Below are 20900 nucleotides of genomic sequence, written 5' to 3'. Positions count from 1 at the left end.
GCCCGTGGTGCTCCCCCAGCAGGCGGGGGCGAGGTCGAGCCACCATGACCAGTGCCCGCCGGCCCAGGTCGCGGCGAACAACCGTCATCGCGCCGCGCAGCCCTGCCGATGCGTCCGACCGCATCCGGATTTCCGATTCCTCTCCGCGCAGCGGTCCGCTACAGTGCAAGTAACTGCTTACTTACCGAGGTGGCTGATGGACAGTCGGGCACGCATCGTGGCGGAGGCCATGCGGCTCTTCGGCGAGCAGGGCTACACCAAGACCACAATCGCCGAGATCGAACGGGCCGCCGGACTCTCACCGGGTTCGGGGGCCCTGTACCGGCACTTCCGTTCCAAGGAGGAACTCCTGGCGGAGGGAGTCCGGTCGAAGATCGCCGAGAACGCCGGCCTGCTCGCCACCCTGAGCGACACCGCAGGAGCGGCGGCGCTCACGCCACGTCAACGCCTGGCCCTGCTCGCCCGGGCCGGGCTCCGCCGACTCGGCCAGGAACGCGACCTCAACCGGATCGTGGTACGCGACCTGGCGGCGTTCCCCGCATTGCTGCAGGACGTGCGTGAGGGCGAGATGCACCGCATCCACTCGGCGGTCGCACAGTGGCTCCGCACTCAGAGCGACGCACAGGACCGGGACTGGGACGCCCTCGCGGTCGCACTCGTCGGTTCTCTCTCGCACTTCTGGCTTCTGCAGGACGTGTTCGGCACCCACCCGAGCGGCCTCGACGAGGACCGCTTCGTGGACGCATTCGTGGACCTCGCCGAACAGCTGGTGTACCGCAGCGGCTCCTGAACGACCCCATCCCCGATCGACACGGACAGAACGGAGCAACTCCATGTCCATTGCACTGTGGATCGCGCAAGGCCTGCTCGCCGCCGTCTTCCTGGCCTCAGGGACCATGAAGGGAACGCAGACGAAGGAGAGGATGATCGCAACGGGACAGACCGGCGTCGCCCCGTTCCCGCTCCCTGTGATCCGGGCCGTCGCCGCGTTGGAGGCGCTGGCGGCCATCGGGCTGGTCCTTCCGCAACTCACGGGTATCGCCGCGGTACTGACCCCGCTCGCAGCCGTGGGCCTCATCGCGGTCATGATCGGCGCGGCCGCCTCGCACTGGAGCCTGCGTGAGTACAAGCAGGTCTTCGGCGTCAACCTTGTCCTGCTGATCATCTGCGTCTTTGTGGCAGTCGGCCGCTTCTGAGGCTGTCCCTGGTCCCGGCGCATGCCGGCGGGTCGGGTGCCTCGGGCGCGGACCGCATCACGCCGACGAGTGCACTGCCGTCAGGCGGCATACGCAGCAGCAGCCGTCAGATGGATCTGCACCGCCGCACTCGCACGTCGGGACGGTGCTGCACCAGCTGAGCCCTCCGTCGGACCTACTGCGCCAGCAGGCTGACCCCCAGCGCCATCAGGGCGACGACCTTGGCGGTCTCCAGAGCCACGTAGTACAGGTGCCCGCGCGAGCGGGGCAGGTCCTCCCCGGCCAGGACCCGGTCCGACCTGCGGTTCAACCGGGGCCGGACCGCCCCCAACTGCACGGCGAGCAGCGCGGCCACCACGGCGGTGAGCACCACGACGGCCACCGGAGGACCTCCGACCGCCACCGCCACGATGACAGCTGCTGCCAAAGCAAGCTCGACGAGGTTGAGTGCCCGGAAGACCAGACGGCCGATGCCCAGGCCGATGGGGATGGTCACCCCGGGGGCGCGGAATTTCAGCGGCGCCTCCAGGAAGGAGATCGCCAGCACCATTCCGAGCCAGACGAAGGTGACCGCGCCCGCGATCGCGGCCGATGTGGCGTTCATCGATGTCCTGTCTCTCTGCTTTGCCCGAGGACGGCTGCCGGTTTGCCCGAGGACGGCTGCCGGAGGGTGGACCGGGCCGACGCCTGGGACACCGGCCGACGGGCCGACTCCGCCGGCAACGCTACGACCATGGGCGAGGCAGCCTCTACGCTGGGGCCCGGTCCGGGGCCCTACGGTGCCCCGGCCCCGGCCGAGAATGGCTGCCGCTGCCAACGGCGGCGCCCCCATCCGATCCGCTGCCGTGACGCCTGGTAGACGTTCAGCGTCAGGTTGAAGCCCTTGAAGCTGGGGCAGGCCTTCTTGCTGCCGCAGATCTTCCCGTTCGCGGCCTTGAACTCGATGTCGCCGCCGTCGTCGACGTTCGCCTCCATCTGCAGGGAGGCGAAGCACTCGGTGACGAAGCTGTTCTCCGGGCCGCACACCGGGCGGCCGCAGGCGTCGACGCGGGTCACACGAACCACGTCGGCATTGGCGATCATGGGGCAGGACATGGGCCCTCCAACGTCCAGAGTTGGCGGCCGGCCCAGAACCAGCGGCTACCGGCAGTCTAAGCCGGTCATGGCTCACTGGTCTGCGGGGCCTGCGCAGTGGCGCGCGAGGCGGCGCGCCCACCAAGGAGCCCGGTAGCCCGGCTCAAGGCGCCGCGATCTTGTCGCGCAGACACGGTACTTCTGTCACCGAATGGTGAAACTGGGCCGACAGGATGGGGGTGTACCGCAGAGATCACCACGCAACAGACCGCTACCTGGGGGGAATTTCACCATGCTGTCCAGCCGCCGACGCTCCACCGTCCTCGCCGCCGTCACCGTCGCCGCGTCCGCCCTCCTACTGAGCGCCTGCGGGTCGTCCGCCGACTCGGCGTCCTCCGCCCCGGCATCGCCGGCATCCGACTCGGCGTCCTCCGCCCCGGCATCGCCGGCATCCGACTCGCCCGCATCCAGCTCGTCGGGCTCATCGGCCGGGACCACCGGCAGTGTCGACGCTGGCACCACGGCCAAGGGGAAGAGCGCGTTGCCGAACGCGTCATCCTCGTCCGCCCCCGCAGGCACGGCGCGATGCCACACGACCGATTTGGCGATCTCGTTCGAGACGGGAGGGGACGCGGCGCCCGACATCACGTCGGACCAGCAGCAGACGACGGGGATCGCGGTGCGCAACACCAGCGGGCACGCCTGCGCGGTCGGGGGATTCCCCGGGGTCGACCTCACAGGCGGAAGCGTCACCTGGTCGCTGACCAGGAAGGCGGCGAGCTACCAGGCGATCACGCTCCAGCCCAGGGACACGACCGACTTCTCGATCACGTTCCTGCCGGAACCCAAGGGAAAGTGGACCCCGAAGACGGTGACCGTGACCCCGCCGAACGAGACCACCAGCGTGACGCTGACCTGGCCGTGGGGGCCGGTGCTGCTGCAGGACGGGGCCACACACCCGGGCACGTACGTCGGCCCGATCGGCTGAACCAGGGCGCCGACCGGAACGGCCGGCCCAGGCGATATCCAGCACATCCAGGCTCTCCGCGGGAGGAGCCGACGCCGCTACACGGCCTTCGGTTCCACCCGCGGATCAAGACCATCATTCAGTGTGGCCGGACCGCGTTCCCCTCTCTGACCAGGCAGCGGGGTGGTGCCGAGCAGAACCCGCGAGCGCCGGTGGCGGTCGCGGGGCTGATCGCCCACCGGGCCGCGAGCTCGGCGATCGCGAGCGATTGCTGCCCTCCCCTGCCGCCGTGGCCTTCACTCCTGCGGGACGCCGAGGGGCAGTGGGACTACCCCTGTGCGGGTCGCCGTGCGGCGGCGGCCAGCCTGCGGCCGACGCTGTCCAGGCGCCTTTCGGGGCCGGTGAGTTCGATCTCGGCGGCCAGCCGGATGTCGGCGCTGGAGGCGCCGAGCATCAGCCGGATCTCTCCCGGTTCGACGATGCGGTCGCCGTCGAGACCCGTGTAGGCGAACCGGTCCGCGTGCAGCCGGAAGGCGACACGCCGCTCCTGGCCTGGGTCGAGCCGCACCCCGGCGAAGTCGGCCAACTGCTGTACGGGACGGGCGACCTGGGCCACCGGGTCGTCGAAGTACAGCTGGACGGTCTCCCGGCCCGGCCGGTCACCGGTGTTGCGCACCAGGCAGGAGATCTCGAACTCTCCGTCCGTGGTGACCTGCTGCGTGCTCAGGGCGAGGTCCTCCCAGACGAACGAGGTGTAGGACAGTCCGTGGCCGAAGGCGAACAGCGGGCGGTTGTCCAGCACGCTGATGCCCTCGCTGAACCGGCCGAGCGGTGGGTTCAGGTAGGTGCCGGGCTGGCCGCCGGGCGTCGTCGGGATCTGGACCGGGAGCCTGCCGCAGGGCTCGGTGCGCCCGGTCAGGACTCCGGCGAGGGCCGCGCCGCCCTCCTGCCCGGGCATGAAGGACTGCACCACGGCGGCGCAGCGGTCGGCGTAGTCGCCGAGCGCATAGGGGCGGCCGGAGACGACGAGCAGGACCGTCGGTGTGCCGGAGTCGAGCACCGCCTGTACCAACGTGTGCTGGTCTCCGGGCAGTTGCAGGTCGGCCACATCGCATCCCTCGCCGGAGGTGCCGTTGCCGAACATCCCGGACCGGTCGCCCACGACGACCAGGGCGAGTTCCGCCGCTTCGGCGGCGGCAACCGCGGCCGGGATGCCGGAGCCGTCGCCGCCCGTGACCGGGCTGCCCTGTTCATAGGAGATGTCCGACTGCGGGAGTTCCGCGACCAGGGCGTCTCGCAGCGAGGGAATGTCCAGCCCCAGGTCGTGGCCCGGGTACTTGGGCATCACATGGTTGGGGAAGGAGTAGCATCCGAGGAACGTCTGCGGGTCGTCGGCGCAGGGGCCGATCAGGGCGATGCGGTGGGTGGCCGCGGTGTCGAGCGGCAGCACGGCACGGCTGTTGGCGAGCAGGACCACCGAGCGGGCGCCGACCTCGCGGGCGAGCGCGCGGTTGGTCTCCGAGTCGAGGTCGACGGGGGTGCCCTCGTGCGCGTCGGCCTGCGGAGTCCAGTGCGCGTCGAGCAGTCCGAGCTGGACCTTCTGCAGCAGCACCCGGCGTACGGCTCGGTCGACGGTCTCCTCGGGCACCCGGCCGGATTCGACCTGCTCGTGCAGTTCGTCTCCGTAGCAGCGGGTGTTGGGCAGTTCGACGTCCATGCCCGCGTCGAGGGCAAGTCGTGCGGCGTCGCCGTCGGACGCGGCGACGCGGTGCATGGTGCGCAGAAATGCGACCGATCCGTAGTCCGAGACGACTGAGCCCTCGAAGCCCCATTCCTCCCGGAGCAGATCGGTCAGCAGCCGGGGATCTGCGGCGGCGGGTACGCCGTCCTGGTCGGTGTAGGTGTTCATCACCGATCCGGCGCCGCCCTCGCGGATGGCCCGCTCGAAGGGCGGGAGGATGACGTCGGCCATCTCGCGGGCTCCGATGGACACGGGCGCATGGTTGCGCGCGCCGCGGGAGGCGGCGTGGCCGGCGAAGTGCTTGAGCGTCGCGATGACGCCCTGGGACTGGAGGCCGCGCACATAGGCGGTACCGATCGCCCCCACGAGCTGGGGGTCCTCGCCGATGGTCTCCTCGACCCGCCCCCAGCGGTAGTCCCTGACCACGTCGAGCACGGGGGCCAGGCCCTGGTGAACGCCGACGGACGTCATGTCCCGGCCGATCGCCGCCCCCATCCGCTCGATCAGCCCGGTGTCGAAGGTGGCCGCCCAGGCGAGGGGCGTGGGGTAGACGGTCGCACCGTAGGCGGCGAAGCCGGTCAGACACTCGTCGTGAGCGATCGCGGGGATGCCGAGCCGGGTCTCCTCGACCAGGTATCGCTGGCGGCGCACCAGTTCTGCCCGGCCGTCCGCTGCCGTGAGCGGCCTGGTGCCGTACGGGCGAGTGAGGTGGCCGATGCCGTGGGCCATGGCCTCGGCCTCTCCGGCGCGGGCGACCAGGGCCTCCTCGATCGGTGCCACCCGCGCTGCACCGTTGCCGACATTGGCCTTGGGCCAGTAGCTGCCCAGCTGGGCGATCTTCTCCCGCAGGGTCATCTCGGCCATCAGGGCGCTGACCCGCTCGTGTGCGGGGCGACTGGCATCGTTCCAGGGGTGCATGCGGCTCCTGCCCGACATCCACAGGGGGTGCGGATGGGGGAATCGTGGGTTCCAGTGGGGGTGCGGTCCGGGGGTCGGAATTTGTTGCCGGACCTTACATATCCGGCTCAGAGATGAGACTGGCCAGTTCAGGGCCTCCCCGTCAAGCGCCGGCCGGACGATCCACTGCCCGGGCGAGCCATCGGAGGCCCCTGGGGAGAGACCTCCACCTCCGGTCACCACCGCGGTCGACGGCGGCCCGGGATGCAACCTGACGGGTCGCCGCTTCGGACAGTCACCGCCACCGCCCGGGCCCACCCACAGCACTACGGCATCGCCCCGTGCTGGGCGGGAACCGAGAGCCCGCCACCTGTACGCGACAGCGCCACGACGGACGATCAGCAGCGCGCGCCGCAGTCGAATCTTCGCTCACAGTGATCGCCACGAGCACGGCCGCTGGCACCCAGCCGTGCATCGTGACCACGCGGATCCTGCGGCGCGGCCCATGGCCGTGTGCGACGATCCCGACCATGGCAGCGACTGAAACGGAGCTCGTACTCAAGCGGTTCGTCTCCGAGGTGCAGGTGGCCGTGCCGACGGTTGCCGTCTGGGCGCATGGTTCGCTTGCGCTGGGCGACTTCCAGCCGGGACGCAGCGACCTCGATCTCATCGCGATAGTCGAAAGCCCTCTGGACGGCGAGCAGCGGGACAGGCTGACGATCATGCACCAACGGCTGCTGGACGAGGAGCCGGCCGCGGCCAGGTTGCACTGCTCATACATGGCCAGAACGGCGCTATCCGAGGCCGGGACGCACCATGTCACCTGGGCGCACAATGTGATCATGGAACGCCCGGTGACACCGGTGACCCGCAGGGAGTTGCTCGACGGCGGGCTCACCCTCCATGGTCAGTTGCCGACAGAGCTGCTCCCGCCGCTCACCCGCGGGCAGTTGGAGGACTTCATCCGTCGCGACCTGGCGGAGTTCTGGCTTCCGGCCACGGGCAAACCACAACTCTGGCTCCGGGACATCTGGGTGGACCTGGGCCTGCTGGCCCTGGCGCGCGCCACGGTCACGCTGCGCGACGGACGGCTGATCACGAAGGGCGAGGCCCTAGCGGAACTGTTGGACCTCGGTGCGCCCGCAGACGTCGTTCGCGACATTCACCAGCGCCGTTACGCAGACCCCAAGCCGATCGGCCGCCTCCGGCGTATCCGCCGGGCGATGCAGGCCCGCGCCTTCGTACGGCGCGGCATCAAGCGCACTCTGGCCATGGGCGGAAGCCCCGAGTCGTCACCGACCGGCCCGGATGGCTGATGACGGTCCCTGGGTCTTCCTGACGGATCCCTCAGCCAGGGTGTATTGGTGGTCAGAACCGATCCCTCGCCAACTCTTGATCCCTGGCGTTGTTCACCCGCGAGCTACGGCGGGTGCCTGTTCCACCAGTACGGCCGGTGGTCGGCAGCGGCGGGCCACGTAGGGCGACCCTGTCATCGACGTTCTGTCGGACTGCTCGGTCGGGCCCGCGAGGCGAGGTCAGTCCGCCGCCGTCCGGGGCTGCGGGGTCGGCAGCCGGAAGAGTCCCTTCAGCCGACGCAGGGCATCGGCGTCGCCGGTTGCCGCGCTCACCGGAGGCAGGAACGGTCACGGGCGCCCGGCCGACGGACTGCTCGCGCTGGATCTGCGGCAGCCGGAGGAACTGGGCGGAGACGGCGCGGGAGCCAACCCCGAGCAGCTCTTCGCGATCGGTTACGCCGCCTGCTTCGGCACGACACTCGCGCTGGTCGGACAGCACGGGGGGCTCACGGCGGACGACGCGAAGATCGACGCGTCGGTCTCGCTGGTCCCGAACGACGGTGGCGGCTATGCACTCTCCGTCGAATTGCATGTCTCACTGCCCTCAGTCCCCACCGACCGGGCGGCGGAGCTGGTCAGGACAGCGCACCGGATCTGCCCGTACTCCAACGCCACGCGCGGCAACATCGACGTGGCCCTGTCGGTCGACGGCACCTGGATCTGACAGCCGGGCGCCGGCGGAAGGCGCCGGGCCCCCAGCAACTCCAAAGGAGCGCCTCGGCCCCCTGGGAACCCGGGGCGCTCCGCCGTCGCCAGCGGGCGCCAACAGGCCGCCCCACGCCCGGCCGGCACCGCCCGCAGCCGATCGGCGTCGATCTCGCCTGGTTCAAGCCGTCGTACATCGCTCCCTGCCCACGACGATGCTCTGGCAGCAGCGCCAGGTCACCGGGGACTTCACCGCACCGTCCGCACACAGCGCGGCGTCCAGCAACGCGGACAACTCGTCGCGTCGGGCGGTCGGACACTCGTAGAACTCACCCCGGACGCGTGACGCTTCCGCGAACACTTCCCTCCGAACAGCATCAGGCAGCAGGCTCACCCTCACGGCCTTCGTCTTGATCGGCGCACACCTTGGTGGAGCACGTGAGCAGTCGAAGGCAGCCCCCATGACCGGCGAGCCCTCAGGTGAGGGACCCAGTTCGAGACACCTTTCGATGCCGGAAGCCAACAAACAAGCCAAGAAGCGCCGCCCCACCCCACACTCCTCGCCCCGCAGGGTGCAGCAGACCCATCTCCTCCCCGGCCACGCAGGCAGTGGCGCGCGGGAGCACTCCGCGGGGAGCGAGGGGTGACTTCATGTCACCACATGGGTTGTATAAGCACGGACAGCCGGATAGGACTGTCCGCGTGACTGATCAACGCAGCTTCGCCCGTACCGTCATCGCGCTCTCCCTCGCCGTGATCGCCTGTTGTGCGCTCACTTTCACCATCATGCTGTTGGCCGGGAGTCCCGCCGTGCAGCCGCAGCGCGTTCTGGATCAGGACGCGCTGGCGCGGGCCGTGCTCAACGACGTCAAACCCGGAGACTTCGCCAAGCCCCCGACCATCGACGATGTCACCTGCCCCGCTTCCGTCCCCGTCGAAGCGGGCCGGGAGTTCGAGTGCACCGTCGACGGCGTCGGCGACGGCCACACCAGCGGCCATGCCTGGATCAAGGTGAAGATCAAGGACGATCAGGGCGGCCTGTCACTGAGCTGAGGAACGGCAGAGCGGCCGAGCGGGACCGCGGCCATGACATCGGGGCCATCCCGGGACCCTGCCGGCGACAGTAGTTCTTTGACTGCTCGGCGATGCTGTGGTCGCGCGCGGGCACCAGGGTGCCGTCCACGATGAGCACGGTGCCCTTGCGGAACCGCTGCCGCTGCTTGAGGGCAAGCAGCGAGCCGACGTGATCGACGATCCGGTCCGCGGCGAATTTGGAGACACCAAACAACAGGGCGAGCTGACGCATAGTCAGGTTGGTCCGCCAGTAAGCGGCAACCAGCAGAACTCGGTCCTCCAGGGGAAGCGACCAGGGCCTGCCCGGACGGGCAGCGTCGGCTCCTTCGCGACGCAAAATGGTGATCAGCTTGCCGAAGGCGCGGGGGCTAGGCCCGGTGAAGGGGGCTATCCAGGACGGCTCCGACGCCGTGATCACACCAGTCGCAGCACAAGATCATCCCACTCGCGCAACGCCCTCAGTCACGCTGGTGCGACCCGTGGGACACTCTTCAATGTGGGAGAGCCAATCGAGATCGTGCCCTACGACCCTGCCTGGCCAGCCATGTTCGCCAGGTGGGGCGTGGCCCTACGTGCGGCCCTCGGTGATGCTGCAGCTCGTATCGACCACATCGGGTCCACCTCCGTGCCAGGACTGGCCGCCAAGCCGGTGATCGACATCCAGATCTCAGTGGCATCGCTGGAGCCGCCGGACGCGTTCCTTGACCCGCTGACAGCCATGGGCTTCGTGTACCGGGTAGACAATCCTGAACGGACCAAGCGGTACTTCCGGGAACCTCCAAAGCAGCGCCGAACACACGTGCATGTGCGGCAGCTGGGTAGCTTCTCTCAACAGTTCCCACTGCTGTTTCGCGACTACCTCCGCTGCCACACGTCTGCCGCAACCGAGTACGCGGCAGCCAAGCGGCACTGCGCGGCCAAGTTCCGCCACGACCGGCCCGGCTACGTCCAAGCGAAGGATGCCTTCGTATGGGACATCATCCGACACGCTGACGCCTGGGCCCAGCGCACCGGCTGGATCCCCGATCCCAGTGACGTCTGAACCTCGCCCCCCGGATCACAGCTGGAGGCGAGATCACCGGAGTTCCGGGACAACGCTCAACCAACCGACCATCAGTTCATCGACGGTGCACGATACGGCAGGATTTCCCATGAAACTCAGACGGCGAAGAAAGGTATTTCTGGCTGCAGTAGCTCAGACTCTCATCATCGCCATGGAAGCGTATATGCAAATCAACCTGGCCGGCCGCGACGGGTCGTCCAGGCTGGGGGCGCTCGCCCCGGTCCCGCTTGTTCTGTACGTCCTGTGGCGGATTTTTCAGTGCCCTTACGTCACGCTTGACGATGAGGGCGTTTGCGTCAACAACGCATACAATAAATTCTTCATCCCGTACTCCCGGATAGTGGCAACAAGGGGAAGGTCTGGGTTGGCAATCGATACAGCAGGGAAGCTAAAGGTGCGCTCGATGGCTTTCGATGCCTCTGCCTTCCAGAGGAAGCCGGGCCTGGCGCTTGCAGAACGTATTGGAGCACGGATCGGCAGCCCTCACGTCAATGATGAGGAAGTGAGATCGGGGTCAAACTTGGGGATTCCCGAAATCCTGGGGCCCGGCGTCTCACTTATCCTGTTCCTATGGGCATTTATATCTCTATAAACACCTCATTCCAGGATGAAACATCGAGAGAAAACGACCTCGCAGGGAATGCGGCACGTTGGTACGCATAGAGGCTTCCGCCCAGGTGCTCACGCCTGCGTATGCCGAGGCGGGCAATCTGCCCTGGATCGGCGATCGCCTGGGGCAGCGGGTCCAGCAGCCCGGCGTTCACAATGCTCTGATGGGGCCGGCGAAAGTCGGCTCCATCAGAGCTCGCTGCCGGTCCGCCAGATCCCCTCGCACCACACCTTGAAAGCCACCACCGACCGAGATCAACCCAGCTCGGTCCGCCCAACCGAACCGAGGCTAGAACAAGTATATGTAGGTGTAAGTTCCGTCAGTGTTGCGCTCACACCACCAGGTCATGTTCGGATCCGCCCACCTGACCCCGTAAGCATTGCACTCAGCCAATGTCTTGAATGTCGGGCCCGTCGTCTGCTTCTGATTCTCAGACCAAGACCGGCCAGGTGCCGCTGGATGCGCCCGGAAGAGCTGCTGGCTGATTTTTGGGGTCGACCCCGACGGTTCATCGGCTACAGCGGCGGGAGTAACGAATGCCGAGATCGCAAATGCTACAGCGATCGCCTGGACAAAGAGTTTTCTCATCGTGTCACTTCCTGGGAGCGAGCGGAACTCAGTCACACTTCTGGGGGATATTTCCGTCGCACGTACACGGGGTGTGCGCCACGCTTGACAAGCCATGGCGACGGCCAGCCCCCACCGAAGAGACTGCGACATCGGCCGAGCTATGCATCTAAGGGTGCCCACGGCCATTGAGCCTTGCATGCGTCGGTGCGGCCAGCAGGGACGCAGCCCTGAACACAATCTTTATCGAGGGTAGCTCTCGCCCATGAAGGCGGCAACCCGGCCCTCGTCAGCCACGCTTCGGGGACCGGCTGACCGAATTTCTGAGGCAGTCACATATATCGGCCCGAAAAAATCAACGATGAAAGCGAGGAGCCTGCTTGTGCCTCCATTCGTGAATTCGATTGTGATCCACGCACGGTCGAGGAGCAGGAGTGAGGCGGTAACGTCGTCCACATGCTGAACGGCCCTGACGTATCCGCGGTGCTGCGAGGCGGAGTGCAGACTCGCCACGACGCCTGGCACTTCGTGCGCTGGTTCGCCGACGCATGGACAGGCAGCCCTGTGTTGCCCCGGGACGGCTGTGCCGAGGAAGAGCTGGCGGCTGCGGAGGCCGATCTGGGCTTCGAGCTGCCAACCGCCTTGCGGGAGGGTTACAGGCTCTTCGGCCGCCGGGACGACCTGACCCAGCGTCAGGACCCACTGCTCCGCCCCACCGGCCTGTACGTTGATGATGCCCTCGACGGCGTCCTGGTCTTCCGCCGCGAGAACCAGGACTGCGCCTGCTGGGGCATCCCCCTCGCCCACATTGAGCACGACGACCCACCAGTGGTGGTGGAATCACACCAAGGCTGGATTCCCTTCCTCGATCGGATGTCCCTGGCCTGGGTGGAACTCGCACTGAGCGAGTCGCTGTTCGCCTCGGACAGTCACTACGACGCCTGCGAGTTGCCGGACGCACTGCTGCCCGGACTCCATGCCCGCTACGCCCGAGTCGACCTGCCTGACCATCCCATGTGGGCGAGCGAGGACGACTCGCCAATACGCTGGTATGCGGCTCCCGGTCGATTGGTACGCCGAGACGGCCTCCAGGACCAGTCCTGGATCCATGCACGTGGGCGTACGGTTGCCGACCTCGAAACCATCCGTGGTGACCTCCCCGGCCCCTGGATCTGCTGAAGCCGTCAGCGACCCGGGCACACGAGGGGCGTTTCCCTTCACGCAGGGCTCCGACATCCAGGATGCCGGCCTGCCGCCGCACGGTTGACGGCGACTTCGCCGCCTGGCTTCATATGAGCGACATCGTGATGCCGATTTCCCCCAGAAGTCGAATGACCATCGCACTCGACCCCTGAGGCCCGGCGGGAGCGCTCCCACAGATGGGAGCCTCGCCCCCACCCGCACCCGGCGCCGCCCCGCCCGGGAGAGCCCCTTGGAGGTCCCACCGTGCAACGCAGAGTCCCGTTCCGCCGAGCAGCAGTCGCCGTCGGCGCCGCGCTGGCCGCCGTCTGCTCGGTCTCTGGTGCCGTCCCCGGACTCGGCACCGTGCCCGACGCACGGGCCGCCGCGGCGGTGGTGCTGCCCTACCAGGATCCGTCGCTCCCGGTGGCGACCCGGGTCAACGACCTGCTGTCGCGCATGACGCTGGACGACAAGATCGGCCAGATGACCCAGGCCGAGCGGACGGCCCTGCCATCCGCTTCGGATCTGACCACGTACCGGATCGGGTCGGTGCTCTCCGGCGGCGGTTCCGCACCGAGTCCCAACACCGCGCAGTCCTGGGCGGACATGTACGACGCCTTCCAGCGAGCGGCGCTGGCGACTCCGCTCGGCATCCCGATGATCTACGGCGTCGACGCGGTGCACGGCGACAACAACGTCAAGGGCGCAACCATCTATCCGCACAACATCGGCCTGGGCGCCACCCGCGACCCGGCGCTGGTGCAGCAGATCGGGCGGGCGGTGGCCGAGGAGGTGTCAGGCACCGGCGTCGACTGGGACTTCGCCCCATGCGTGTGCGTCGCCCGCAACGTCCGCTGGGGACGCACCTACGAGTCGTTCGGCGAGACCCCGGAGCTTCCCTCCCTGATGACCACGGAGATCACCGGACTGCAGGGGGAGACCCTCGGCGGCCCGGCCTCCGTACTGGCCACGGCCAAGCACTACATGGGCGACGGCGGCACCATCGATGGGATGGACCAGGGAAACACCCAGCTGTCCGAAGCCGAGTTGCGCGCGATCCACCTGCCGCCGTTCAAGGCAGCCGTGGACCGCGGGGTCGGTGCGGTGATGGCATCGTTCAGCAGTTGGAACGGCGTCAAGATGCACAGCAACAAGTACCTGCTCACTGACGTTTTCTCAGCGAAATGATCTACGCGTAGCGGCGTGAACTACCGCATGTGTGAACAGGCCGGGCGAGCTGGGCCCGGCTGCGGACAGACGTAAAGCCCCTGGTAGGACAGGTCTCACCACAAGATCATGTCCGCAACCACCAGAGGCTTCACGTTGGTCACCTATGTTGCCACGCTCGACGTCCCGCGCCACGTCGTGGACTACCTCTCGCGCCTGTTGGCCGCGCACCGGCGGCAGATCGGTACCCCGCGCGGCAGCCGCGCGCTCGGCACGTTCCGCCAAGCTGTGCTGATCCTGCGCTGGTTCCGCGAGCGCGGCTGCGTGCACTGCCTGGCCCGCGACGCCGGCGTCTCCCAGGCCACCGGCTACCGCTACCTGCACGAAGGCATCGACGTCCTCGCCGACCAGGCCCCCGACCTGCACGAGGTCCTGGACCGCAGCCGACGCCAGGGCATGACCCACGTGATCCTCGACGGCACGCTCATCGAATCGGACCGCCTCGCCGGCGTCCGCGACAACGGCAACGACCTGTGGTTCAGCCAGAAGCACAAGGCATTCGGCGGCAACGTGCAGTTCCTGGCCGCCCCCGACGGCACCCCGCTGTGGGTCTCCGACGTCGAGCCCGGCTCCACCCCCGACATCACCGCCGCACGCATCCACGCCCTCCCGGCGCTGTACAAAGCGGCCGCCGATGGCCTGCCCACCCTGGCCGACAAGGGCTACATTGGCGCCGGCATCGGCATCCTCATCCCGGTCCGGCGCCCGAAGGGCCAGTCCGAGCAAGCTCTGCACACCGACACGCGAACCACGAACAGCCTGATCAGAGCCATCCGAGCCCTCGGCGAACGCGCCGCAGCCGAGCTCAAGCAGCGCTGGCGCACCCTGCAGCACGTCACCATCAGCCCCAGCCGGATCGGCGACATCGCCCGCGCCGCCCTCGTCCTCAACGGAATCTGGAAGTGATCACCGCTGAGAAAACGTCACTGATGTGCTCAAGGGCGAACTCGGCTTCTCCGGCTTCGTGGTGTCCGACTGGGCGGCGATCGACCAACTCGACGGACAGACCGGATTCACCGCGGCGGAGATCTCCACTGCGGTCAACGCCGGCATCGACATGGTGATGGTGCCCAACGAATACACCATGTTCATCGACCTGCTCCGCGGTGAGGTCCAGAACGGACATGTGCTGCTCTCCCGGATCGACGACGCCAACCGCAGGATCCTCACCAAGAAGTTCCAACTCGGTCTTTTCGAGCATCCGTTGACCGACCGCAGCTACACCTCCACGGTGGGCTCCGCCGCACACCGGGCGCTGGGCCGCCAGGCCGTGCGCGAGTCCCAGGTGCTGCTCAAGAACGACGGCGGGGTGCTGCCGCTGGCCAAGTCGGCCAAGGTGTTCGTGGCCGGCAAGTCGGCCGACGACATCGGCAACCAGAGCGGCGGCTGGACCATCAGCTGGCAGGGTGCAAGCGGCAATACCACCCCGGGTACGACGGTCCTGCAGGGCATCCGGGCCACGGTCGCCGACCCTTCCAAGGTCACCTACGACCGCTACGGGAACGGGATCGACAGCAGCTACAACGTGGCCGTGGCCGTGATCGGCGAGACTCCCTACGCGGAGGGCAAGGGCGACCGGCCCGGCTCGCTCGGTCTGGACCAGGAGGACCTCACCACCCTGGCCCGGCTGAAGGCGAGCGGCATCCCCGTGGTGACGGTGCTGGTCTCCGGGCGACCACTGGACATCGCCGCCCAGCTGCCCGACTGGAAGGCTCTGGTGGCAGCCTGGCTGCCCGGCACCGAGGCCCAAGGTGTCGCGGACGTGCTCTTCGGCGACTACAACCCGACCGGGAAGCTGCCGATGACCTGGATGCAGAGCGCCGACCAGGAGCCGATCAACGACGGCGACGGCAAGACCCCGCTGTTCCCGTACGGATACGGCCTGAGCTACCCGTCCGGCCCGGCACCCTCGCAGACGCCCACGACGACACCGACGGCCCCGTCCACGACTCCCCCCGCGACCACTCCCCCGGCAACCACTCCGCCGGCAACTACTCCCCCGGCGACGAATCCGCCGACCGCCGCAGCCGGCTGCACGGCGCAGGCAACCATGACCGGCTCCTGGTCGGGAGGCTTCCAGGCGGACATCACGGTGCGGAACAGCGGCAGCACTGCCCTCACGGGGTGGCGGGTCAGCTGGACACCCGCCTCCGAACAGACCGTTACGAACCTCTGGAACGGCGTACTGACCCAGAGCGGCAGCTCCGTCACCGTGACCGACGCCGGATGGAACGGCTCCCTGACTCCGGGCGCCTCGACCTCCTTCGGCTTCACGGCCGCCGGCCCGGCTACCCTTCCGACGCTGTCCTGTACGGCCTCCTGACACCGCTGCGGCGTCCGGGCCTGGCGCGCGCGGGCGGGGGCGCAGGCGCGGACCGCGACCTTGCGCGCGCCCGACCCCGGCCTGCGGCACCCGGCGCCGCCCGCCCGCGCTCGGGCGGCGCGGCGGTGCGCGCCGTGCGCGGCGCGGCGGACCGCCCGCGGCGCTGCGCTCCCCGGCTGCTCAGGGTGTGGCCCGGTTGCGCAGCAGGACGTCGAGGGAGTCCACAATCCAGGCCCAGGATTCCTGCGCGCTTGGGGCGCTGTGCTCGAAGCCTCCGGCCAGCTCCAGGCTGACGTAGCCGTGGAAGACGCTGCCCAGCATCCGGACCGCGTGCGTCTGGTTCGGTTCCGTGAGGTCGTAGCCGCGCAGGATGGCCCGTGTCATCTGTGCATGCCGCACACCGGCGCTGGCGGCCGCCGTCTCGGGATCGAGCCGGAGCCGGGCCGCGGCGTAGCGGCCGGGGTGCTCCCGGGCGTAGTCGCGGTAGGCATCCGCGAAGGCGGCCAGGGCGTCCTTGCCGGCGCGTCCGGCGAGGGCAGCGGCGACCCGGTCGGCGAGCTCCTCCAGCGCGAAGAGGGCGATTCTGGTCTTGAGGTCCTGCGAGCTCTTCACGTGCGAGTACAGACTCGCGACCTTGACGTCGAACCGCCGGGCGAGTGCCGAGACGGTCACCTGGTCGAAGCCGACCTCGTCGGCCAGCTCCGCCCCTGCCCTGGTCAGACGTTCCGGTGTCAGCCCTGCTCGAACCATAACCCTTCTCCCATCCGGCGACAACCATTATGCATTTACCTAAAGCCTTTAGGCAACTTAGCATCCCACTCATGAATCCGCTGACCGAGCAAGAGATCCGCACCGCCTTCGTGAACTGCACCAAGGGTGAGGCCAAGCGTCTCTTCGTCCCCCACGACCTGGCCGAGAGACCCTGGGAGGACCTGGACTTCCTCGGCTGGCGCGACCCACAGAACCCCCACCGCGCCTACCTCGCCACCTGGCTGGACGGCCGCCAGGTGGCACTCGTGCTGCGCAGCCCCGGCGCCGCCGCCTGGCAGACACGGCGCAGCATGTGCTCGCTCTGCCTGACCACCCACACCGGGGGCGTCTCGCTGATGGTCGCCGCCAAGGCCGGAAGAGCCGGGCAGCAGGGGAACTCTGTGGGTGCCTACATCTGCAGCGACCTCGCCTGCCCGCTGTATGTGCGGGGCAGGAAGGACGCGGGCATCGGCGCCCGGCTCCCGGAGTCGCTCTCCACGGAGGAGAAGATCCAGCGGACCCTCGCAAATCTCGCCCGGTTCATCGCCAAGATCACCACCTGACGCCCACGGCCGCACACGTCAGCGCCGCATCTGCCGAAGGGCCCACCCCGCCCCAGGGTGCTGATCAGTGGCGGGCGGTCAGTGCGGCTTGGACGGACGAGAACAGCGGCGCGCCGTCGCCTCCGACGAGTCCTCCTTCTCAACCGCCAAGGGTTCAATCGAACCGGTGCGGGGCGATCCCTGAGCAGCGCAGGTTCAATCCGGGTGGACGCATTCTGCGGAGCACGACGGAGACATGCCGAGCGGTCGCGTCGACGTGGTCGGCGAGGTGACTGAGGGTGGGCTTGTCACCTCCCCACCCTGGGGCGACATCACGGCAACCGCTGCGATCTCTCGCCCCGGCCTGTACCCCGAGCGCCGAGCACCGAGCGGCAGGGGCCGAAAGAGCTCGATACGCCCGTCAGCCACACGTCACACACGCGGGCGCACCAGCAGCCGGCATCGCTGTCACAGCCAAGCCCTTGTCTGTCGAGTGATCACGAGTTATCGTGCCCCCGCGCATATCCGGGGATCATGGCAGGTGGGGGAAGATGGCCGACGACGTCAACGACGAGTCCGCGCAGGAACCGGGTGCTTGGGGGCAGGTCATCGCGGCCGTGGCGATGGTCGCTGCGCTCGGTCTCGGTCTGTGGACCTTCGGGAAGACATCGTCCTCGGACAGTGCCCAAAAGCCTGCCACCTGCTCGGGCGGGGCAGCCGAGGACTCGTCGCGGCGCATCTCCGGGGCGCAGCTGTGCGAGGCCCTCAACCGTCCCGATCTCGCCGCCGTGCTGGGCACGCCAGGGGAGAAGGCGAAGACCGCCAGCGGTAGCGGTGGCTCCCTCAAGCTCGCGGGCGGCACGGAGATTGCCACTCCGTCCGCCCGGGTCGAGTTCGAGACCTACACCGTGACGCTGTCGGCCACCTACGACCACCTTCCGGTGGCCGGGTCCGCCGTACTCCTGGGGGACGGCGCACTGCAGAAGACGGTTCTGGGCCGCCCGGCGGTCCTCTACTCGGACCGCACCATCAACATCAGTTTCCGCCTCGACGGAAGCGACTCCAACAGCGGTCCCGGCGCCCCGGCGCGTGCCCTCACCGTGGCGCTGGACGCCAAGGACAGGGGTGGCTCCATCGATGTGGCGCTGTGGCGTGCGGACGGCCTGGTGCCGGACGACTCCGTGCTGCTGCGCGTCGCCGAGACGGTGCTGCCGACGGTGCCGGGGTGGGCTGCCGGCGTGTGACTGCCCTTGGCAGTTCCCCGGCCATCCCCGCGCCTGGGAGCCAGGCGGTCTGACGGGGCATTCGGCCGGCTCTGCTGACCGGCGACCCTTGCACAGCACCTGGGTGCTGCTGTCAGCATCGGCGGCGGTTGAGTACGCCGACAAGAGTGGCCAGGTCGGCGGCGCCCGCCCGGTCGTCCGCATAGCGGGTGGTCTGAAGAGGCCCGACCTCCGGAAGGACGATGTCCTCGCGGGCCAGGACGTGGACCAGGGTCAGCAGCGCCGCGCGGGCATTCCCGTCGGCGAGGGGATGGAAGAACGCCACGTCGAGGTACGCGCGGGCCGCACGGGCCGCCAACGGGACGTCCGGGTCGGTGGCCTCGCGCAGACAGGCGGCGAAGTCAGCCTGGATGCGCGAGGTCAGGCCGTAGCGCTCACGGCCGGCCTTCGCATAGGCGTCGTTCGTCCTGAACGGCGCATGTGCTTCGCCGAGGACCTCGCACTGCCATGCGGCCAGCAGGGCGAAGTCCAGTGGGGCGCGGCCTGCGGCATCGGCCCGGGCCAGGGTGTGGGCGGCGAGCAGACGCTCCGCACGGACGGGGTCCCGTCGGCGGACCGGCCCCTCGCACCAGGCCCGGAACCCGTCACGCACAGGAGGAACCCGCCGCAGAACGGGTGCTTATTGCCAGTCGGTCTCACGGCGAACACTCAGCCAGATCGCAAGACTGTCAGTAGTGGTCATGGTGTTCCTCCAGGGCCGCCCGCTCACGGTGGTCCCGGTAGGGGGCCCGGCCGGTCAGGCCGACCGCCAGGTCGTCCGCAACAGAGTCGATCAGTGTCTGCTCCGGGGTGACCCAGCTCTTGAACCGGCCGCCGATCGCTGACTCCACCGCCTGCTCGGCCTCGGCCTGGCCCATACCGGTGGTGGTGAGGAACCAGCGCAGGACCAGCGCGGCCTGCCCGTACCAGCCGCCCTCCGCTCCCGAGTCCAGCGCGAGTGTCACCAGCCGGACGCAGGCCCGCTCCAGATGCCAGCTGCGATCCTCGGCAGTGGCGTCCGGTGGCGGCGCGAGCTCTGCAAAGCGCTGAGCCAGGCCTTCCAGCCACTGGCGCCACTCCAACAGCGCGGCCACGACGCGAGCTGCGGTCTCGTCAGGGGTCGTCACCGAGCTTGCCCCGGTGACCCAGCTGCCGATGGGCCCGCCATGGCGGTGGCACCAGTCCCATCCCTGAGCCCAGTTGCCGTAGCGCCCTCGAATGATCGCGGCTATCTGGCGTTCGCACCAGTATTCGCCCTGCCACCGGCCCGCCATGCCGGAGAGCACAGGTGGCACCCATGCGCGGACCAGCGTGCGCAGCCGGGCTTCTTCGTCCTCGTCCCAGGTGAACGGGTGCCGGGTCGGGTCGAGATCGGCCCAGTTCCGCAAGCTGGTGGGCGAGGCGGGCGGCACGAGGTTCTCGGGGAAGGGCAGGGTGTCCCGGTTGTACGTCAGGGCCGGCCCACTCTCTCGGTCGACTGTGCTGGGCTCATCAGTCTCGGTCCGCAGACCGTGGTTGGCCAACGGTTTTCCGGACCGAAGCCCGGTGCGGGGGACGCCGGATGGTTCTCGATCGCTTCGGTCCCCGCCGAGGGGTCCCGTCGGCTATGTTGAACACGTTCAAATCCGCTCGCTCGAAGAGGGAGCTCATGGGGGACTCGTCAAAGAGCCACGCAAGGATCCACCGGCGGCAGTCCGGACTCGCGTACGCCGCCTTGCTCGCCGCCCTGCCCGGGCTGATCTTCGGTGTGGACACCTACCTGGCCGGTTTCTTCGTCCTGACCTTCGCGCCGCTCACGGTGCCACCGTTTCTGCGGCGACATCCGAGCGCCTTCACCATGACCTGCACAGCGACCGGGGTGGTGTTGGTGGCCTGGTCGGTCGTGGGCGTCCTGCTCGGGATGTTCCTCTTCCTCCCCTCAGCCGTGCTGCTACTGCTTGCCGCAGCGGCGGGCCCCCGGAGAAGCCCCGGCGTCGCACGAGTGCTGAGCTGGGCCGGAGGGCTGGTGTTCGCAGGCGTCGTGCTCGGCTCCGCGATGTGGTGCCGGCACTTCTCTGTGCGTGCCGCCCAGGCAGAACCTCACACCTACCAGGCGGTGGTCGACGCGGACTGGGAGAGGCGGGTCGGCCTCGGGCAGGCCACTGAACGTCTGAAGACATTCGGAGCCGTGTCCGTGTGGGTCAGCAGCGCGGGCGGTGAGGACAAGGCCTACCTGGAGGTCAGATTCTCCGAGGGCCTCTCCGACGTGGATCGCGCCGAACTCAAGGGACGGATATCGGAACTACCCGGTGTCGGCAGGGTCGATCTGTGTCCAGTGCGCGACTGCGGATGAACAGGACCCGAAAACCACCATGGGCGCCGCAGCGATCCTCCACGACCGCGCGCAGCGGATGGCACTGTTCCGTCCCTCCTGCCGCGGTGACAC

General features: G+C 68.6%; 22 protein-coding genes and 1 pseudogene. 15 read left to right on the top strand and 8 right to left on the bottom strand.

What is annotated here, in order from left to right:
* Positions 1 to 196 precede the first annotated feature (196 nt).
* Entirely contained in the window at positions 197 to 790 is a 594-nt protein-coding gene (locus AB0761_RS35445) for a TetR/AcrR family transcriptional regulator (RefSeq protein WP_377273372.1), read from the top strand.
* 43 nt (positions 791 to 833) lie between these two features.
* Complete coding sequence (locus AB0761_RS35440; protein WP_377273370.1) at positions 834 to 1196, top strand: DoxX family protein; 363 nt, start codon at positions 834 to 836, stop codon at positions 1194 to 1196.
* A 175-nt stretch (positions 1197 to 1371) separates the two neighbouring features.
* Here the strand turns inward: AB0761_RS35440 and AB0761_RS35435 are convergent, their stop codons facing one another.
* The 3 genes from AB0761_RS35435 to AB0761_RS35425 all read right to left on the bottom strand — a co-directional run bounded on the left by AB0761_RS35435 (position 1372) and on the right by AB0761_RS35425 (position 2957).
* Entirely contained in the window at positions 1372 to 1800 is a 429-nt protein-coding gene (locus tag AB0761_RS35435) for a hypothetical protein (protein WP_377273369.1), read from the bottom strand.
* A gap of 170 nt (positions 1801 to 1970) precedes the next feature.
* On the bottom strand, positions 1971 to 2291 hold the full coding sequence (locus AB0761_RS35430) for a hypothetical protein (RefSeq protein ID WP_377273368.1): 321 nt from the start codon (positions 2289 to 2291) through the stop codon (positions 1971 to 1973).
* Between the two features lie 183 nt (positions 2292 to 2474).
* Complete coding sequence (locus AB0761_RS35425; protein WP_377274563.1) at positions 2475 to 2957, bottom strand: hypothetical protein; 483 nt, start codon at positions 2955 to 2957, stop codon at positions 2475 to 2477.
* On the opposite strand from AB0761_RS35425, the gene AB0761_RS35420 reads away from it, so the two are divergent.
* A complete protein-coding gene (locus AB0761_RS35420; protein ID WP_377273367.1) occupies positions 2872 to 3258 on the top strand; it encodes a DUF4232 domain-containing protein in 387 nt (128 codons plus the stop codon). The genes AB0761_RS35425 and AB0761_RS35420 overlap by 86 nt on opposite strands.
* Positions 3259 to 3565: 307 nt before the next feature.
* Here AB0761_RS35420 and AB0761_RS35415 read toward each other — a convergent pair whose 3' ends face one another.
* A complete protein-coding gene (locus tag AB0761_RS35415) occupies positions 3566 to 5896 on the bottom strand; it encodes a beta-glucosidase (RefSeq protein ID WP_377273366.1) in 2331 nt (776 codons plus the stop codon).
* A 509-nt stretch (positions 5897 to 6405) separates the two neighbouring features.
* On the opposite strand from AB0761_RS35415, the gene AB0761_RS35410 reads away from it, so the two are divergent.
* From AB0761_RS35410 to AB0761_RS35400, 3 genes are all read left to right on the top strand, one after another.
* Positions 6406 to 7191: a nucleotidyltransferase domain-containing protein gene (locus AB0761_RS35410; RefSeq protein ID WP_377273365.1), complete on the top strand. Its 786-nt coding sequence runs from the start codon at positions 6406 to 6408 to the stop codon at positions 7189 to 7191.
* A gap of 175 nt (positions 7192 to 7366) precedes the next feature.
* Positions 7367 to 7894 (top strand): organic hydroperoxide resistance protein, encoded by a 528-nt coding sequence (locus AB0761_RS35405; protein WP_377274494.1) that lies wholly within the window; start codon positions 7367 to 7369, stop codon positions 7892 to 7894.
* 683 nt (positions 7895 to 8577) lie between these two features.
* Positions 8578 to 8928 (top strand): DUF4333 domain-containing protein, encoded by a 351-nt coding sequence (locus AB0761_RS35400; RefSeq protein ID WP_377273364.1) that lies wholly within the window; start codon positions 8578 to 8580, stop codon positions 8926 to 8928.
* Between the two features lie 70 nt (positions 8929 to 8998).
* Here the strand turns inward: AB0761_RS35400 and AB0761_RS35395 are convergent.
* Positions 8999 to 9367 (bottom strand): annotated as a pseudogene (locus AB0761_RS35395) (transposase family protein); the annotation flags it as partial.
* Positions 9368 to 9445: 78 nt separating this feature from the next.
* Here AB0761_RS35395 and AB0761_RS35390 point away from each other — a divergent pair.
* The 6 genes from AB0761_RS35390 to AB0761_RS35365 all read left to right on the top strand — a co-directional run bounded on the left by AB0761_RS35390 (position 9446) and on the right by AB0761_RS35365 (position 15921).
* Complete coding sequence (locus tag AB0761_RS35390; RefSeq protein WP_377273363.1) at positions 9446 to 9991, top strand: GrpB family protein; 546 nt, start codon at positions 9446 to 9448, stop codon at positions 9989 to 9991.
* A gap of 109 nt (positions 9992 to 10100) precedes the next feature.
* Complete coding sequence (locus AB0761_RS35385) at positions 10101 to 10604, top strand: hypothetical protein (RefSeq protein WP_377273362.1); 504 nt, start codon at positions 10101 to 10103, stop codon at positions 10602 to 10604.
* Between the two features lie 1041 nt (positions 10605 to 11645).
* Positions 11646 to 12368 (top strand): SMI1/KNR4 family protein, encoded by a 723-nt coding sequence (locus AB0761_RS35380; RefSeq protein ID WP_377273361.1) that lies wholly within the window; start codon positions 11646 to 11648, stop codon positions 12366 to 12368.
* 267 nt (positions 12369 to 12635) lie between these two features.
* Positions 12636 to 13559, top strand: coding sequence for a glycoside hydrolase family 3 protein (locus AB0761_RS35375; RefSeq protein WP_377273360.1), 924 nt, complete (start codon positions 12636 to 12638; stop codon positions 13557 to 13559).
* Between the two features lie 135 nt (positions 13560 to 13694).
* Positions 13695 to 14504 (top strand): transposase family protein, encoded by an 810-nt coding sequence (locus AB0761_RS35370; RefSeq protein WP_377273905.1) that lies wholly within the window; start codon positions 13695 to 13697, stop codon positions 14502 to 14504.
* Positions 14505 to 14529: 25 nt separating this feature from the next.
* Positions 14530 to 15921, top strand: coding sequence for a glycoside hydrolase family 3 C-terminal domain-containing protein (locus tag AB0761_RS35365; RefSeq protein ID WP_377273359.1), 1392 nt, complete (start codon positions 14530 to 14532; stop codon positions 15919 to 15921).
* 180 nt (positions 15922 to 16101) lie between these two features.
* Here AB0761_RS35365 and AB0761_RS35360 read toward each other — a convergent pair whose 3' ends face one another.
* Positions 16102 to 16671 carry a TetR/AcrR family transcriptional regulator gene (locus AB0761_RS35360; protein WP_377273358.1) on the bottom strand — a complete coding sequence of 190 codons (570 nt, stop codon included), beginning with the start codon at positions 16669 to 16671 and terminating at the stop codon, positions 16102 to 16104.
* 71 nt (positions 16672 to 16742) lie between these two features.
* Here AB0761_RS35360 and AB0761_RS35355 point away from each other — a divergent pair, with 71 nt between their 5' ends.
* Together AB0761_RS35355 and AB0761_RS35350 are read left to right on the top strand one after the other, a co-directional pair.
* Positions 16743 to 17234 (top strand): FBP domain-containing protein, encoded by a 492-nt coding sequence (locus AB0761_RS35355; protein WP_377273357.1) that lies wholly within the window; start codon positions 16743 to 16745, stop codon positions 17232 to 17234.
* Positions 17235 to 17764: 530 nt separating this feature from the next.
* Complete coding sequence (locus AB0761_RS35350; RefSeq protein WP_377273356.1) at positions 17765 to 18457, top strand: DUF6215 domain-containing protein; 693 nt, start codon at positions 17765 to 17767, stop codon at positions 18455 to 18457.
* Between the two features lie 112 nt (positions 18458 to 18569).
* On the opposite strand, the gene AB0761_RS35345 is transcribed toward AB0761_RS35350, so the two are convergent.
* Positions 18570 to 19088: a hypothetical protein gene (locus AB0761_RS35345; protein WP_377273355.1), complete on the bottom strand. Its 519-nt coding sequence runs from the start codon at positions 19086 to 19088 to the stop codon at positions 18570 to 18572.
* Positions 19089 to 19164: 76 nt separating this feature from the next.
* Positions 19165 to 19998 (bottom strand): hypothetical protein, encoded by an 834-nt coding sequence (locus AB0761_RS35340; protein ID WP_377273354.1) that lies wholly within the window; start codon positions 19996 to 19998, stop codon positions 19165 to 19167.
* Between the two features lie 125 nt (positions 19999 to 20123).
* Here AB0761_RS35340 and AB0761_RS35335 point away from each other — a divergent pair, with 125 nt between their 5' ends.
* On the top strand, positions 20124 to 20807 hold the full coding sequence (locus AB0761_RS35335; protein ID WP_377273353.1) for a hypothetical protein: 684 nt from the start codon (positions 20124 to 20126) through the stop codon (positions 20805 to 20807).
* The last annotated feature ends 93 nt before the right edge of the window (positions 20808 to 20900 follow it).

The sequence above is a fragment of the Peterkaempfera podocarpi genome, assembly GCF_042466665.1.
Classification (GTDB): Bacteria; Actinomycetota; Actinomycetes; order Streptomycetales; family Streptomycetaceae; genus Peterkaempfera; species Peterkaempfera podocarpi.
Note: the sequence above shows the minus strand (reverse complement) of the source record. Positions and strands in the feature narration are given on the sequence as shown.